The organism is Hafnia alvei (assembly GCF_964063325.1).
GTDB classification, from domain to species: Bacteria; Pseudomonadota; Gammaproteobacteria; order Enterobacterales; family Enterobacteriaceae; genus Hafnia; species Hafnia alvei_B.
The window spans coordinates 4,315,031-4,328,181 of record NZ_OZ061315.1; the positions used below are offsets into that span (position 1 = coordinate 4,315,031).

12 protein-coding genes and 2 pseudogenes are annotated in these 13,151 nt (G+C 49.3%); 12 read left to right on the forward strand and 2 right to left on the reverse strand.

Going from position 1 to position 13,151, the window contains the following annotated elements:
• Positions 1–146 precede the first annotated feature (146 nt).
• The 3 genes from AB3Y96_RS20055 to prmA are packed head-to-tail and all read left to right on the forward strand — an operon-like array spanning position 147 to position 2,728.
• On the forward strand, positions 147–389 hold the full coding sequence (locus AB3Y96_RS20055; protein ID WP_040045621.1) for a YhdT family protein: 243 nt from the start codon (positions 147–149) through the stop codon (positions 387–389).
• Positions 379–1,836, forward strand: coding sequence for a sodium/pantothenate symporter (panF, locus tag AB3Y96_RS20060; RefSeq protein ID WP_367300353.1), 1,458 nt, complete (start codon positions 379–381; stop codon positions 1,834–1,836). Before AB3Y96_RS20055 ends, panF begins: the two co-directional genes overlap by 11 nt.
• A gap of 10 nt (positions 1,837–1,846) precedes the next feature.
• Positions 1,847–2,728, forward strand: coding sequence for a 50S ribosomal protein L11 methyltransferase (gene prmA, locus AB3Y96_RS20065; protein WP_367300059.1), 882 nt, complete (start codon positions 1,847–1,849; stop codon positions 2,726–2,728).
• A 44-nt stretch (positions 2,729–2,772) separates the two neighbouring features.
• Here the strand turns inward: prmA and AB3Y96_RS20070 are convergent, their stop codons facing one another.
• Positions 2,773–3,252: an ASCH domain-containing protein gene (locus AB3Y96_RS20070; protein WP_367300060.1), complete on the reverse strand. Its 480-nt coding sequence runs from the start codon at positions 3,250–3,252 to the stop codon at positions 2,773–2,775.
• 310 nt (positions 3,253–3,562) lie between these two features.
• On the opposite strand from AB3Y96_RS20070, the gene dusB reads away from it, so the two are divergent.
• From dusB to AB3Y96_RS20090, 4 genes are all read left to right on the forward strand, one after another.
• Positions 3,563–4,567 carry a tRNA dihydrouridine synthase DusB gene (gene dusB / locus AB3Y96_RS20075; RefSeq protein ID WP_040045618.1) on the forward strand — a complete coding sequence of 335 codons (1,005 nt, stop codon included), beginning with the start codon at positions 3,563–3,565 and terminating at the stop codon, positions 4,565–4,567.
• Positions 4,549–4,845, forward strand: a complete 297-nt coding sequence (fis, locus tag AB3Y96_RS20080) for a DNA-binding transcriptional regulator Fis (protein WP_004097144.1) — start codon at positions 4,549–4,551, stop codon at positions 4,843–4,845. Before dusB ends, fis begins: the two co-directional genes overlap by 19 nt.
• Positions 4,846–5,298: 453 nt before the next feature.
• A complete protein-coding gene (locus AB3Y96_RS20085; protein WP_367300061.1) occupies positions 5,299–5,790 on the forward strand; it encodes an Hcp family type VI secretion system effector in 492 nt (163 codons plus the stop codon).
• A 23-nt stretch (positions 5,791–5,813) separates the two neighbouring features.
• Positions 5,814–6,317 carry a DUF2778 domain-containing protein gene (locus tag AB3Y96_RS20090; RefSeq protein WP_367300062.1) on the forward strand — a complete coding sequence of 168 codons (504 nt, stop codon included), beginning with the start codon at positions 5,814–5,816 and terminating at the stop codon, positions 6,315–6,317.
• Positions 6,318–6,391: 74 nt separating this feature from the next.
• Here AB3Y96_RS20090 and AB3Y96_RS20095 read toward each other — a convergent pair.
• Positions 6,392–7,570 (reverse strand): annotated as a pseudogene (locus tag AB3Y96_RS20095) (IS3 family transposase).
• Positions 7,571–8,435: 865 nt separating this feature from the next.
• On the opposite strand from AB3Y96_RS20095, the gene AB3Y96_RS20100 reads away from it, so the two are divergent.
• From AB3Y96_RS20100 to AB3Y96_RS20120, 5 genes and pseudogenes are all read left to right on the forward strand, one after another.
• A complete protein-coding gene (locus AB3Y96_RS20100; protein ID WP_367300063.1) occupies positions 8,436–9,167 on the forward strand; it encodes a FadR/GntR family transcriptional regulator in 732 nt (243 codons plus the stop codon).
• 116 nt (positions 9,168–9,283) lie between these two features.
• Positions 9,284–10,183, forward strand: coding sequence for a 2-dehydro-3-deoxygalactonokinase (locus tag AB3Y96_RS20105; RefSeq protein WP_367300064.1), 900 nt, complete (start codon positions 9,284–9,286; stop codon positions 10,181–10,183).
• Positions 10,180–10,830 carry a 2-dehydro-3-deoxy-6-phosphogalactonate aldolase gene (locus AB3Y96_RS20110; RefSeq protein ID WP_367300065.1) on the forward strand — a complete coding sequence of 217 codons (651 nt, stop codon included), beginning with the start codon at positions 10,180–10,182 and terminating at the stop codon, positions 10,828–10,830. Before AB3Y96_RS20105 ends, AB3Y96_RS20110 begins: the two co-directional genes overlap by 4 nt.
• A gap of 47 nt (positions 10,831–10,877) precedes the next feature.
• Positions 10,878–11,705 (forward strand): annotated as a pseudogene (locus AB3Y96_RS20115) (SMP-30/gluconolactonase/LRE family protein).
• A 27-nt stretch (positions 11,706–11,732) separates the two neighbouring features.
• Complete coding sequence (locus tag AB3Y96_RS20120) at positions 11,733–13,133, forward strand: sugar porter family MFS transporter (protein WP_367300066.1); 1,401 nt, start codon at positions 11,733–11,735, stop codon at positions 13,131–13,133.
• Positions 13,134–13,151 lie beyond the last annotated feature (18 nt).

The window sequence follows — 13,151 nt, forward strand, 5'->3', positions numbered from 1 at the left end:
GTTTTAGCTCCCTAAAAAGGCCGGGTAACCGGCCTTTTTGCTTTTTAGCTGCCGAATCGTCCGGAGAAACGATAACGCTGCATAAAAATTGGGGTTGCCGTAAAATCCCGTACCTTCTGACTTTTATTCAAACAGGGGAGATCCCCATGGATGCACGCTTTTCGCAGGCGAACCGTGAAGCACGCTGGGCTTTGTGGCTAACCATTGCTTATATGGTGCTATGGATCGCTGCCGCATATATCCCAAACAACTTACAGGGCATAACAGGATTACCACACTGGTTTGAAATGGCCTGTTTACTGTTGCCGCTGGTGTTTATTTTGCTGTGCTGGGCGATGGTTCGCCTGATTTTTAAAGACATACCTTTAGGGAACAATGATGCAGACTGATGTCATTTTACCGCTGGTAGGCTACCTATTATTGGTATTTGGTTTATCGGTATATGCCTATCGTCGTCGCCAAAAGGGCAACTTCCTCAACGATTACTTCATTGGCGATCGTTCAATGGGCGGCTTCGTGCTCGCGATGACGCTAACCGCCACCTATATCAGCGCCAGCTCGTTTATCGGTGGGCCCGGTGCAGCCTATAAATATGGGCTAGGATGGGTGCTGTTGGCGATGATACAGCTGCCTGCCGTTTGGCTGTCGCTTGGCATTCTCGGCAAAAAATTCGCTATCCTGGCACGCAAATATGATGCCGTTACGCTCAATGACATGCTTTATGCCCGCTATAAAAGCCGCTTATTAGTTTGGGTGGCGAGCCTTAGCCTGCTGGTCGCTTTCATCGGCGCCATGACCGTGCAATTCATTGGTGGTGCACGCCTGCTGGAAACCGCAGCGGGTATTCCGTACGACACCGGTCTGCTAATTTTTGGCGTCAGTATTGCGCTTTATACTTCAGTGGGCGGCTTCCGTGCTAGCGTGCTTAACGACGCCATGCAGGGCCTAGTCATGCTGCTCGGCACCATCATTCTGCTTGCCGGTGTTATTCACGCCGCAGGGGGTTTGCACGCCGCCGTAGATACCCTGAAAAATATCGACCCTAAACTGGTTTCACCGGAAGGGGCCGACGATATTCTGAGTGCGCCGTTTATGGCGTCGTTCTGGGTATTAGTTTGCTTTGGCGTGATTGGCCTGCCACACACCGCCGTGCGCTGTATTTCATATAAAGACAGCAAAGCGGTACACCGCGCCATTATTATTGGCACCATCGTGGTTGCCATTCTGATGTTTGGCATGCACTTAGCCGGTGCGCTTGGCCGTGCGGTTCTGCCCGATCTCAAAGTGCCCGATCTGGTTATTCCAACGCTGATGGTGAAGGTCCTGCCGCCGTTTGCTGCGGGTATCTTCTTGGCCGCGCCGATGGCTGCGATCATGTCCACCATTAATGCTCAGCTGTTACAATCATCGGCGACCATCGTCAAAGACTTGTACTTGGGAATGCAGCCTCACGCGCTCAAAAATGAAAAGCGTTTGGCAAGAATGTCCAGTCTGTCTACGCTGATTTTAGGTCTGCTATTGCTGCTGGCCGCGTGGCGTCCACCTGAGATGATCATCTGGCTGAACCTGCTGGCGTTTGGTGGTCTCGAAGCGGTATTCCTATGGCCACTGGTTCTGGGCCTGTACTGGGAGCGCGCTAATGCGCACGGTGCGCTTAGCTCTATGATTGCCGGTGCCGCGTGCTATACCGTTCTCGCCACCGCCGACTGGCACATATTCGGCTTACATCCGATCATTCCGTCACTGTTAATCAGCTTGGCGGCATTCTGGATCGGAAACTTTTTTGGCGAACGTGGTGCGTCCACGTCCGCTGTCACTGAATTAAATTCAAAATAGAGACTTCGAGATGCCTTGGATTCAAATCAAAATCAATACGACCGGCAATCAGGCTGAATCACTAAGTGACGCGCTAATAGAAAGCGGCGCAGTATCCGTTACATTCCAAGATACTCATGACAATCCGGTGTTTGAGCCGCTGCCGGGTGAAACCCTGCTGTGGGGCGATACCGACGTTATCGGCCTGTATGATGCTGAAACCGATATGAAAGAGATTGTTGCGATTCTGGAAAACGATCCCGCGCTAGGTAAAGGCTTCCACCACAAAATCGAACAGATCGAAGACAAAGACTGGGAACGCGAGTGGATGGATAACTTCCATCCCATGCAGTTTGGTCGTCGCCTGTGGATCTGCCCAAGCTGGCGCGATGTTCCCGATCCAACCGCGGTGAACGTAATGCTGGATCCGGGTCTGGCGTTCGGTACGGGTACACATCCAACCACCGCTCTTTGCCTACAATGGCTGGATGGTTTGGATCTGGAAGGCAAAACCGTGATCGACTTCGGCTGTGGCTCAGGTATTTTGGCTATCGCCGCGCTGAAATTGGGTGCAGCACGCGCCATTGGGATCGACATCGATCCGCAGGCGATTCAAGCCAGCCGCGATAACGCCCAGCGTAACGGCGTTTCTGAACGTTTAGAGCTTTATCTGCCAAAAGATCAGCCAGCCGATCTGAGTGCCGATGTGGTCGTCGCTAATATCCTCGCAGGCCCGCTGCGTGAACTGGCGCCGTTAATCAGCGATCTGCCAACATCAGGCGGCCATTTGGGCCTGTCTGGCGTATTGGCGACTCAGGCGCCAAGCGTTGCAGAAGCGTACGAAGATAAATTCATTATCGATCCGGTCGCGGAGCGCGAAGAGTGGTGCCGCATTACCGGTGTTCGCCGCTAAGCGATATTCCCACGTTCACAACGAACCACCGTTAAAAACAGCGCCTATTCAGGCGCTGTTTTTGTTTCAGCAATACCTAGTAACCGGAAATACTCGCAGACCAGCCACATATCCTCAGTGAAGTTTTTACCTATTGCCTCGAGGGACGTTTCAAAAAATGTCTGGTGAGCCTGCCGCCAATAAGCCAAAGACTTATCCCCTTCCCCCTCTGCCGCAGCTATTACAGCATCTACATCACGAAAGCGACGCAAAGATACCTGCGTGGTTTCTATCGCTGCCACGGGCTTTTCACGCCCATCTAACACAATCGTCAGGTAACCCACGTGAGGAATGGTGCCTCCTTGGTGCTGATACTCGACTAAAGCACCGCAGGTAGCATATTTTTCGCCGCTGACGATAAGGTCTGCAAGCTGCTGCGCTAACTCACCCGGCGAACCAAACTGTTCAACGTGATAAGGACGGCCAGCTAAATCTGGGTGTACTTGTACTATTTTCGACCAAAATAATGCAATTTCACTGTCCATATCATCCTCTAAAATGCGATACGCATCCCATTTATAGCGCCATTATTGCTGCTTTAATCAGCAATTTGTTTAGCTAGCGCAGCCAAAAACACGTTAAAACAACGAATACTAAAGGTAAAAAACAAAAGAGCATTTTTTAACCATTGCAATATAACCATATGTTAAACAACAAAAATAATCAAACACCAGCCCTCAGCCCGCGATTTCATTGATCTACAACAGAGGATTGTTCAAAGTTTGGCCTTTCATATCCAAGCAAAAATGCGTAATATACGCGCCCTTGCGGACACAGTATGGTCAGTCTTTGTCTATGCGCATTGGACACATTGAACTTAAAAATTGCCTTATTGCTGCGCCTATGGCCGGCATAACCGATCGCCCTTTTCGAACGCTTTGCTATGAAATGGGTGCAGGGATGGCTGTCTCTGAAATGCTCTCTTCCAATCCGGAAGTGTGGCAGACAGATAAGTCGCGTCTGCGTATGGTGCATTTAGACGAACCTGGGATCCGAGCCGTGCAAATTGCCGGGTGTGACCCTGATGACATGGCTGCTGCGGCCAAAATCAACGCTGATAGCGGCGCGCAGATCATTGATATCAATATGGGTTGCCCAGCGAAAAAAGTGAACCGCAAACTCGCGGGTTCTGCGCTTTTGCAGTATCCCGACTTGGTTGAAAAAATCCTCAGCGCGGTGGTTAACGCTGTGGATGTACCGGTAACGCTAAAAATTCGCACGGGCTGGAGCCCAGAACACCGTAACTGTGTTGAGATTGCCCAATTGGCTGAACGCTGCGGAATTCAGGCCCTGACTATTCATGGCCGAACACGTGCTTGCTTATTCAACGGCGAGGCGGAGTACGACAGTATTCGGACAGTTAAGCAGAGTGTTTCCATCCCGATTATCGCGAATGGAGACATAACTGACCCGCATAAAGCCAGAGAGGTACTCAACTACACCGGAGCCGATGCTCTGATGATAGGACGTGCCGCTCAGGGGAGACCCTGGATCTTCCGGGAAATCCAGCATTATCTGGACACAGGGGAGCTGCTTCCGCCCATGCCGTTGGAGGAAGTTAAGCACTTGTTATTAGGGCATGTACAAGAACTGCATAATTTTTACGGTTCTGGTAAGGGATTTCGCATTGCCCGCAAGCACGTATCTTGGTATCTCCAAGAGCACGCCCCATGTGACCAGTTTCGGCGCACATTCAACGCCATAGAGGATGCCAGCGAACAGCTGGAGGCGTTGGAGGCATATTTCGAAAATCTTAGCGTAAAAAAAGAGCTGACAGAACTATGTTCGAACAACGCGTAAATTCTGACGTACTGACCGTTTCTACCGTAAACTCCCAGGACCAGGTGACTCAAAAGCCACTGCGTGACTCGGTTAAACAAGCCCTGAAAGGCTACTTTGCTCAACTGAATGGTCAGGACGTTAATGATCTGTATGAGCTGGTACTGGCTGAAGTAGAACAGCCACTGTTAGACATGGTGATGCAGTACACTCGCGGTAACCAAACCCGCGCTGCGCTGATGATGGGAATTAACCGCGGAACTCTGCGTAAGAAATTGAAAAAATACGGCATGAACTGATACTAATCAGTTAACGTATTGAAAAAAGGCGCTTTTCCTTGATTGGATTAGCGCCTTTTTTATTAGGAGTACCCCGCCAGGTGCTTCACGGGAAAATGTGAGTGTTTTATGGCGTGATCTGAATTTTTAATTTCGCGGGTATAAAAATTTGACGTGATAGGCCGTTCTGTTACATCAGCGATTAGCCCCCCTAGCACTAGTATGATTTCTATACAGGACTACGCAATTTTTCTGTTAGTTTTCTATCCCAATGTCTGAGGCATAAATATGTGATTGGTAGTTTTCAATGCACATCTGCCAGCGCCAAAAGAAATAAGTAATTAATGATAAAAATGACATGCACTTACCATATTCATAAAATTTTTATTCATTATTAAGTACTCATAATAAGTTACAAAGATTATTTTTTTATTTCGATAGCATAAATTTTTCACATCTATTGGAGTTCATAAAATGTCTGTTCCCGCTCATTTATGGCTATACGATAACAACGGCGCTCTAATCACGGGCGGCTCTGAGGTTGTCGGTCGTGAGGGTAGTATTGAAATTCAAAGTTTCAACCACGGCCTGACCGTTCCGACCGATGGCAACACAGGGCGGTTAACCTCTGCTCGCGTTCACAATGTGATGAGTATAGAAAAGGATTTTGATAAATCCACGCCTTACCTATACCGCGCAGTATCCACCGGACAAAACATCCAGAAGGCGATCATTAAATGGTATCGAATTAACGGCGCAGGGCTGGAGGAAGAATTCTTAAACATGACCATGGAGAATGTGAGAATAACCAGCATTCACCCAACCATGCATAATTTCAAATCACCAGAAGGGCAGCTGTCCACACCTCGAGAATCGTTAGGTATGAGATACGCTAAAATCACATGGAAATATTTAGATGGCAATATCACTTATACCGATGAATGGAACTCAAACGCAGTAGCGTGAGGCGATTTATGATTTATTGCCAAATGGATCTAGATAAGGTTTCACCCGATGGGAAAACAATCTTGTTGTACTGTGCCGGTGTTGGCATCTTTCCTATATTTACTGGGTTAGCCCCTTATACCAATAAAGCGGGCTGTGCTAGCAGAGAGAACGGCGCAATACCTACGGGTAAGTATTGGATTGTAGACCGGCCAAGGGGAGGCATTCGTACAAGGGTTAGAAATGAGTTTCAGACGCTATGGACTGGAAATAATTATGATGAATGGTTTGCGCTATATCGACAAGATGGTGTTTTAGATGATGGTACATGGTTAGACTATACCCATAGAGGAAATTTTCGCCTGCATCCATTGAGGCCGGATAGCTCTGGATATTCTGACGGCTGCATAACCTTTTTTAATCAGCATGATTTTCAGACCCTAAGACATGCTTTATTAGCTGCCCATATGCAGCCAATATCAGGTAGCAGCTTGCGAGCTTATGGAGAAGTGACGGTACTAGGAGATATGAATGTGCCGTGTGTTTAACAGGATTGCTCTTTATCTCATGCGATTTGTGGCTTATCTGGTTTTCGTCAATGCAGTGGGAATGTCTGAAGTGGTCAACAAAAACTGGCCACAGTTTTAGAGTTTTTCCAGAACAATCGCTCTGATTCATTGGGTGTTAAGCCACCGTTATATTGGTGGGGTCTGAGCTGGCTGTAATAACCAATGATGTAATTCGTTATTGATCTATTTGCTTCGCTAAAATTAGCGTATCCACAGTTCGGGACCCATTCTGATTTCAGGCTGCGGAAAAATCGTTCCATTGGGCTGTTGTCCCAGCAGTTCCCTCGTCGACTCATGCTTTGCTTTATACGATAACGCCACAATAACCGTCTGAATTCCCTGCTGGTATAGTGACTTCCCTGGTCAGAATGATACATAACGTCAGCCGGTTTTCCCCTGGTTTCCCAGGCCATCGTTAATGCTTTTCCTGTCAGAACTGAGTCCGGAGAAAACGACATCGCCCAGCCTATTGGCTTGCGAGAAAATAAATCCAGAACAACCGCCAGATAAGCCCAGCGTTTGCCCGTCCAGATGTAGGTCACGTCGCCGCACCAGGTCTGATTAGGTTCCGTTACTGCAAACTGGCGATCCAGATGATTAGGGATATCCACATGCTCTTTTGTGGCTTTTTTGTAGCGATGCTCCGGTTGCTGGCAACTAATAATATTCAGCTCTTTCATTATCTTACTGGCCCGCCAGCGACTCAACGGAACACCTTTTGCGCTGACCATATCGGCAATGCTCCGGGCCCCCGCAGAGCCATTACTGGCATGATGAACTTCACGAACCAAGGCTAAGTATAACGATGTGTTTTGCATCAGGTTTCTGCGGTCGGCTTAGCCAGTACCGATAGCTACTGCGATGGATCCCGAACACATTGCAAATAAAGGCAACAGGAAACCGCGTCCTGAGTTTCTCAACTAACGAGAATTGTTCAGGGAGTCTGACATCAAGAGCGCGGTAGCCTTTTTTAATATATCGTTTTCCATTTCAACACGTTGTAGTCGTTTTTCTAATTCACGAATGCGAAGTTGCTCAGGCGTCATCGGAGAGGCCTTTGGGGATTTCCCTGCGCGTTCTTCTTTAAGCTGGCGAACCCATTTATCCATCGTGGATTTACCGACATTCATTGCTGTTGCAGCGGCGGCAACGCTGTAGTGCTGATCGAGTACAAGCTGGGCAGCTTCGAGGCGAAACTCGGGGCTAAAATTGCGTCTGTTACGTCCGGTCATAATGTCACCTGTTTTGACTATGAGGCGATGATATCACCTCTATTCAGGTGGCCAGATTTAGTATTCCACTTCAGTCACACGTGTTCAATCACTGGGTAGATTCTCATTGGGTTACCATTGGTAATTTACCCTATATCTCTTCAATAAATAATGCAGAAGATAATGCCTACTTTTTGGTGCTGATTCTTGTGTCCTCTGTATTGGCGATACCTGCAGTTTTCATTTCTGAATTTCTGCTTAGGAAGCTCATTGCGTTAAAATCTCAGCGTCAGGAGAGATAGTGCATTGTATTTTTTCTAGGTTTGCGGTGTATTTTTCTCGGTTTACTGCCTACCTATTGGCTGAATTCATATTTGGTAGCTTTCGCATTTTTAATTCATGGGTAGATGCTCATTGGCCTACCATAGGAAACTTGCCTTACATCTCGTCTATCAATAGCTCTGAAGATGAGGCTTATGTGCTGGTACTTTTGGTTATGGATTCTATAATTCTGATCCCACTCATCATCGTGGCTGAATGCCTGATTAGAAAAGTAATAAGAAAACATACAATACGACACCAAAATTATAGACGCCCGTATGCGTAAATTAATTTAACTTGTAACCAATAAAAAACATGGCAGCGGCGAACGAAGAAAAACATAATTTTTCAAGATACGGCATGAACTGATACTAATCAGTTAACGTATTGAAAAAAGGCGCTTTTATCGCAAGATAAAGCGCCTTTTTGCTATCTGTTCATCTGTAACATCTTCATTTCTCACTAATGTCCCCCAGAAGTAACAATGCTAAGATAGCCCGAGCATGATGTTTATCCCGTTCAATCTGAACCCTATTTTCTACTTACAGTGACCACCGAGAAAGTCATGAGCAAACCAACGTCCTCTGTTTCTGAATCAATCACTCGTGATCTGGCTATTCGCATCATTCGTGGCGAACTGGCTGAAGGCATGGCGATCCCAGGTGAACATGAGCTGGCACAGCAATACGACGCATCGAGAACCTCGGTAAGAAATGCGCTTCAGGTATTGGGGGCCAAAGGAATGCTGCTGATTCAGGCCAAACGCCGTAGCACGGTCACACCACGTGAGCAGTGGAGCTTTCTGGATGCCGAAGTGCTCTCATGGCTAGAAGACGTTGGCATTGAATCCGAACTGGTTGAACAACTGATGCTCACGCGTCTCATTTTCGAACCCGACGTTGCAGCAATGGCGGCGCTGAATGCCAACGGACATGATTTAGCCGCCATCGAAGATGCTTGGAGCACCATGCAGGCGGGGCAAAAAAATAACTCCGCAGAACAGTTTGAACGCGGCGATTTGGCCTTCCATACTGCGGTGCTGCGCGCCTGCCATAACCCTTTTCTCGCCTCCGTGGGCAACGCTCTTTCTGCCGCCATGTTGCTGTCATTCAAGCAGACGCTGGAAGACGATCTTCAGTTAACCCAAGATGCCGTCCAACAACATCGCGATTTGTTTGAAGCAATCCGCTTAAAACAGGCCAATACAGCCCGTGAATGTATGCGTCACATCCTATTGAGCGCAGCCCATAAGCATATTTGGCGTGAAATCCCAGAAAAATATCAGCACTTTTTCTAAGCTTTTTTCATCGTTCTTCCTCACTCGTAACTAACTTTCGATCTCCCTCACAGATCTAAGGTTATTTATTCGCCATTATTCTTGTCATACAAGAATTGGCATTTTGTGAGTCAAGAATGAATAACCACTGGATTGCTATCGATTGGGGAACCTCGAATTTTCGTGCGTTCCTGATGAACAATAACCAATGCATTGATTCCGTCAGCGCGCACTGCGGGCTACTTAGCATACCCAATAGGCAATTTGACGCGACGCTTTTATCTCTGATTGCACCGTGGTTGGCGCAACGCCCTAAACTTCCGTTGTTGATGGCTGGGATGGTTGGTTCACAGCAGGGCTGGCAAGAAGTGCCCTATGTTGAATTGCCCGCCAGCGGCCAACGCTTTGCTCAGCAAACCGCGCAGGTTGTTACCTCATGGGGAAGCCCCTGTCGAATTGTCGCCGGAGCCTGTGGTTTCAACGCCTTCGGTTTACCGGATGTCATGCGTGGTGAAGAAATTCAGCTGATTGGATTGGCAGCGCAATACCCGCAGGAACACCATCTGGTTATTCTGCCGGGCACGCACAGCAAGCATGCCACGCTTGAGCGCGACCATATTCTGCACTTCAACACCTTTATGACCGGCGAAATCTACGCCGTCATGCTGAATCATTCACTACTAGGCAAGGATGTACCTGAATCTGGTGCAGATAACTCCGCCTTTACCCTTGGAGTGAAGAATGCACAAACCGCCCCTTATCTCAGCAACGCCCTCTTCTCTGCACGCACGTTAAAACTCGGCGGTGCAATCAGCGCGGCTCAGGTTGCTAGCTATCTATCAGGATTGCTCATTGGCTCTGAGCTGGCAGCGCTGCCTGAAACCCAAGCATGGATCGTCGGTTCACCCGCACTTTCTGAGCGCTATACGCGCGCAGCCAACCTGATGGGTATCACGTTGACCTCTGTCGATGGTGATAGCTGCTTTATCCACGGCATGAACAAAATCTATCAATCCTTAGACGGAGCATTTGCATGAACTATCTCAGCTTTGCATCTCGCTGGCAGCAGTGTTCATTGCCGCTAATCGCTATTCTGCGTGGGGTTACGCCCAAAGAAGCACAGGGCGTGGCGGAAACGCTGCTTGAATGCGGTTTTACCTATTTGGAAGTGCCGCTTAATAGCCCTCAGCCATTCGAGTCTATTGAGATTATGGCGAAGACCGTCGGTAGCCGTGGGTTCGTTGGTGCAGGAACGGTGCTAACCGAGCATCAGGTTCATCAGGTCGCTGACGCCGGTGGGCAGCTAATTATTTCACCGAACATGGATCCTTCGGTCATCCGCGCCACCTGTGAGTTAGGGCTTACCAGTCTGCCCGGCATTGCAACGCCGAGTGAAGCGTTTACTGCGCTGCGTGCCGGTGCCAGTGCGCTGAAACTCTTCCCCGCGGAATTGATAACGCCAGCCATCGTCAAAGCGATGCGAGCCGTTTTACCCGCAGAAGCCGTTTGTCTTCCTGTGGGCGGCATTAATCCTGACGCCGAGCAAATGCGTAGCTACAGGCAGTCTGGCGCGCGTGGTTTTGGCTTAGGTGGCGGCTTATATCAGCCAGGCATTTCGCTAACCACGCTACGTGAACGAGCGCTGGCCTATCACGGCGCTTGGCATCAGGCAGATAAAAAATGACCTCAAACGCGCTGCAAAACCCGTCTATCGTCGGCAATTACCGCGCCATGCTCGGGGAGTCTCCGGTGTGGTGTTTCCGCTCTCAGTCACTCATCTGGGTGGATATTTTGCAGCACCGCCTGCTGCGGTTTTGGCCGCAGCAGGATGAACGTATTGAGATCCACAAATTACCTTTTCTCTGTAGCGCCGCGTTGCTCACCACCGAGCCTGAGCAATTTCTATTGGTCACCACGCAGGGCGTCATGCTGTACGACTATCGCCAACAAAGCCATCGCGCATTGTGTGCTTGGCCTGAAGATAATCAAACACGGCCGAATGAAGCAGCCATTGCGCCCGATGGATCGCTGTGGTTCAGCACCATGGACAAAAACGCTCAGGTAGCCATCGGCAGTTGGTATCGATTTGCCTACGGCAGCACCCAGCCGGAAATAATGCTCAGCGGACAGCATGTTCCCAATACGTTGGTCTGGCACGGCGAACACGCTTAGTTTGCCGATACTTTTCGCCATCGTTTTTGCCGCTGCGATGCTCAACGTATGAGCAAAACCACGCTCCACGAATGGCCGATTTCCTCATTGATGGCCGACGGTTCAGCGCTGACGCATAACGGAATATTGCTCAATGCCTGCTGGGGAAGTTCCTGTATTACGGCTTACCACTTGGGCGATGCCGCACCTGAATGGTTGGCCACTCATTCACTCCCCGTCACTCAACCGACAAGCGGCGCCTTTGGCGGGCCGGATTTACGCGATCTCTACATCACTTCAGCGTTTGATGGGCTCGTCGAGCCTGCAAACATTGAAGGTGCACTTTTACGTTATCAAACCTCCTACACCGGACAACGAGCCACGCTGTTCACCCTAAATACTCATTAAAACAATTAATTATTTTAGAGGCTTACCATGACTACGCATTCAATTCCGCAGTCTGTACCCCACACCAATCGGCAAACATTGCTGATCTGTTTTTTAGCCGCATTGGCTGGCCTGCTCTTTGGCCTCGATATGGGCGTGATTGCCGGAGCGCTCCCGTTCTTAGCCAAAGAATTCGCCCTTAGCAGCCACCAGCAGGAGATGGTTGTCAGCATCATGATGTTAGGCGCGGCACTCGGCGCACTATGCAGTGGCCCGCTGTGTAGCCGAATTGGACGTAAAAAAACGCTGCTCATCGGCTCTGTTTTATTTGTCGTCGGTTCGATTGGCTGTGCGCTGGCGGGGGATTTGCAGACGCTGATTATTTCGCGCTTTTTACTCGGCGCGGCGGTTGGCGTGGCCTCATTTGTGGCCCCGCTCTATCTCTCTGAAATTGCGCCAGAACACATCCGCGGCAGCATGATCTCCCTGTATCAGCTGATGATCACTATTGGGATTTTGGCCGCTTTTTTATCCGATACGGCGCTCAGCGCCAGCGGCAACTGGCGTTGGATGCTTGGGGTTATCACCATCCCCGCACTGATCCTGTTTCTCGGCGTACTGACGCTGCCGGAAAGTCCTCGCTGGCTGATGATGAAAGACAAACATGCGCTAGCTGAAAAAGTTCTGTTATTGCTTCGCTCCACCCGCACGGAAGCCCATACCGAACTCGAAGCTATTCGCCAAAGCGTGCAGGTAAAGCAGCGCGGTTGGCAGCTATTTCGCGCCAATAGCCATTTCCGCCGCTCCACCTACCTTGGCATTTTGTTGCAGTTTATGCAGCAGTTCACCGGCATGACCGTGATCATGTATTACGCACCGAAGATCTTTGCCATTGCTGGATTTGCCTCTACCGAGCAGCAAATGTGGGGAACTGTTATTGCCGGACTCACCAACGTACTCGCCACCTTTATTGCGATTGGCTTGGTGGATCGCTGGGGACGTAAACCGATCCTCAAACTCGGCTTTAGCGTGATGGCGATCTGCATGGCATCTATGGGCTATATGTTCTTTGTCGGCATCACCAGCGCCACAGAGCAATATACCGCCGTGACGCTATTACTGATCTTTATCGTCGGCTTCGCCATGAGCGCAGGCCCGCTTATCTGGGTACTCTGCTCCGAGATCCAACCGCTGGCAGGCCGTGATTTTGGTGTCACCTGCTCCACCATGGCCAACTGGATCGCCAATATGATCATTGGCGCCACTTTCCTCACCCTCATCGACACCATCGGTAGCGCGGGCACGTTTTGGCTCTATGCCGGACTCAACGTGGTCTGCATCGTACTTACCCTGCTCTTTGTCCCTGAAACTAAAAATATCTCGTTGGAAAACATCGAGAAAAAACTGATGTCTGGCTCACCGCTGAGAAGCATCGGCAGCGCGCTCTAACTCACGATTATTTTTTAA

Excerpts from the sequence above, each read along its gene's own strand:
- AB3Y96_RS20090 (WP_367300062.1), top strand. The coding sequence starts at position 5,814 with ATGGATCTAGATAAGGTTTCACCCGATGGGAAAACAATCTTGTTGTAC.
- prmA (WP_367300059.1), top strand. The coding sequence starts at position 1,847 with ATGCCTTGGATTCAAATCAAAATCAATACGACCGGCAATCAGGCTGAA.
- AB3Y96_RS20085 (WP_367300061.1), top strand. The coding sequence starts at position 5,299 with ATGTCTGTTCCCGCTCATTTATGGCTATACGATAACAACGGCGCTCTA.
- AB3Y96_RS20105 (WP_367300064.1), top strand. The coding sequence starts at position 9,284 with ATGAATAACCACTGGATTGCTATCGATTGGGGAACCTCGAATTTTCGT.
- AB3Y96_RS20100 (WP_367300063.1), top strand. The coding sequence starts at position 8,436 with ATGAGCAAACCAACGTCCTCTGTTTCTGAATCAATCACTCGTGATCTG.
- dusB (WP_040045618.1), top strand. The coding sequence starts at position 3,563 with ATGCGCATTGGACACATTGAACTTAAAAATTGCCTTATTGCTGCGCCT.
- AB3Y96_RS20055 (WP_040045621.1), top strand. The coding sequence starts at position 147 with ATGGATGCACGCTTTTCGCAGGCGAACCGTGAAGCACGCTGGGCTTTG.
- AB3Y96_RS20110 (WP_367300065.1), top strand. The coding sequence starts at position 10,180 with ATGAACTATCTCAGCTTTGCATCTCGCTGGCAGCAGTGTTCATTGCCG.
- panF (WP_367300353.1), top strand. The coding sequence starts at position 379 with ATGCAGACTGATGTCATTTTACCGCTGGTAGGCTACCTATTATTGGTA.
- AB3Y96_RS20120 (WP_367300066.1), top strand. The coding sequence starts at position 11,733 with ATGACTACGCATTCAATTCCGCAGTCTGTACCCCACACCAATCGGCAA.
- AB3Y96_RS20070 (WP_367300060.1), bottom strand. The coding sequence starts at position 3,252 with ATGGACAGTGAAATTGCATTATTTTGGTCGAAAATAGTACAAGTACAC.
- fis (WP_004097144.1), top strand. The coding sequence starts at position 4,549 with ATGTTCGAACAACGCGTAAATTCTGACGTACTGACCGTTTCTACCGTA.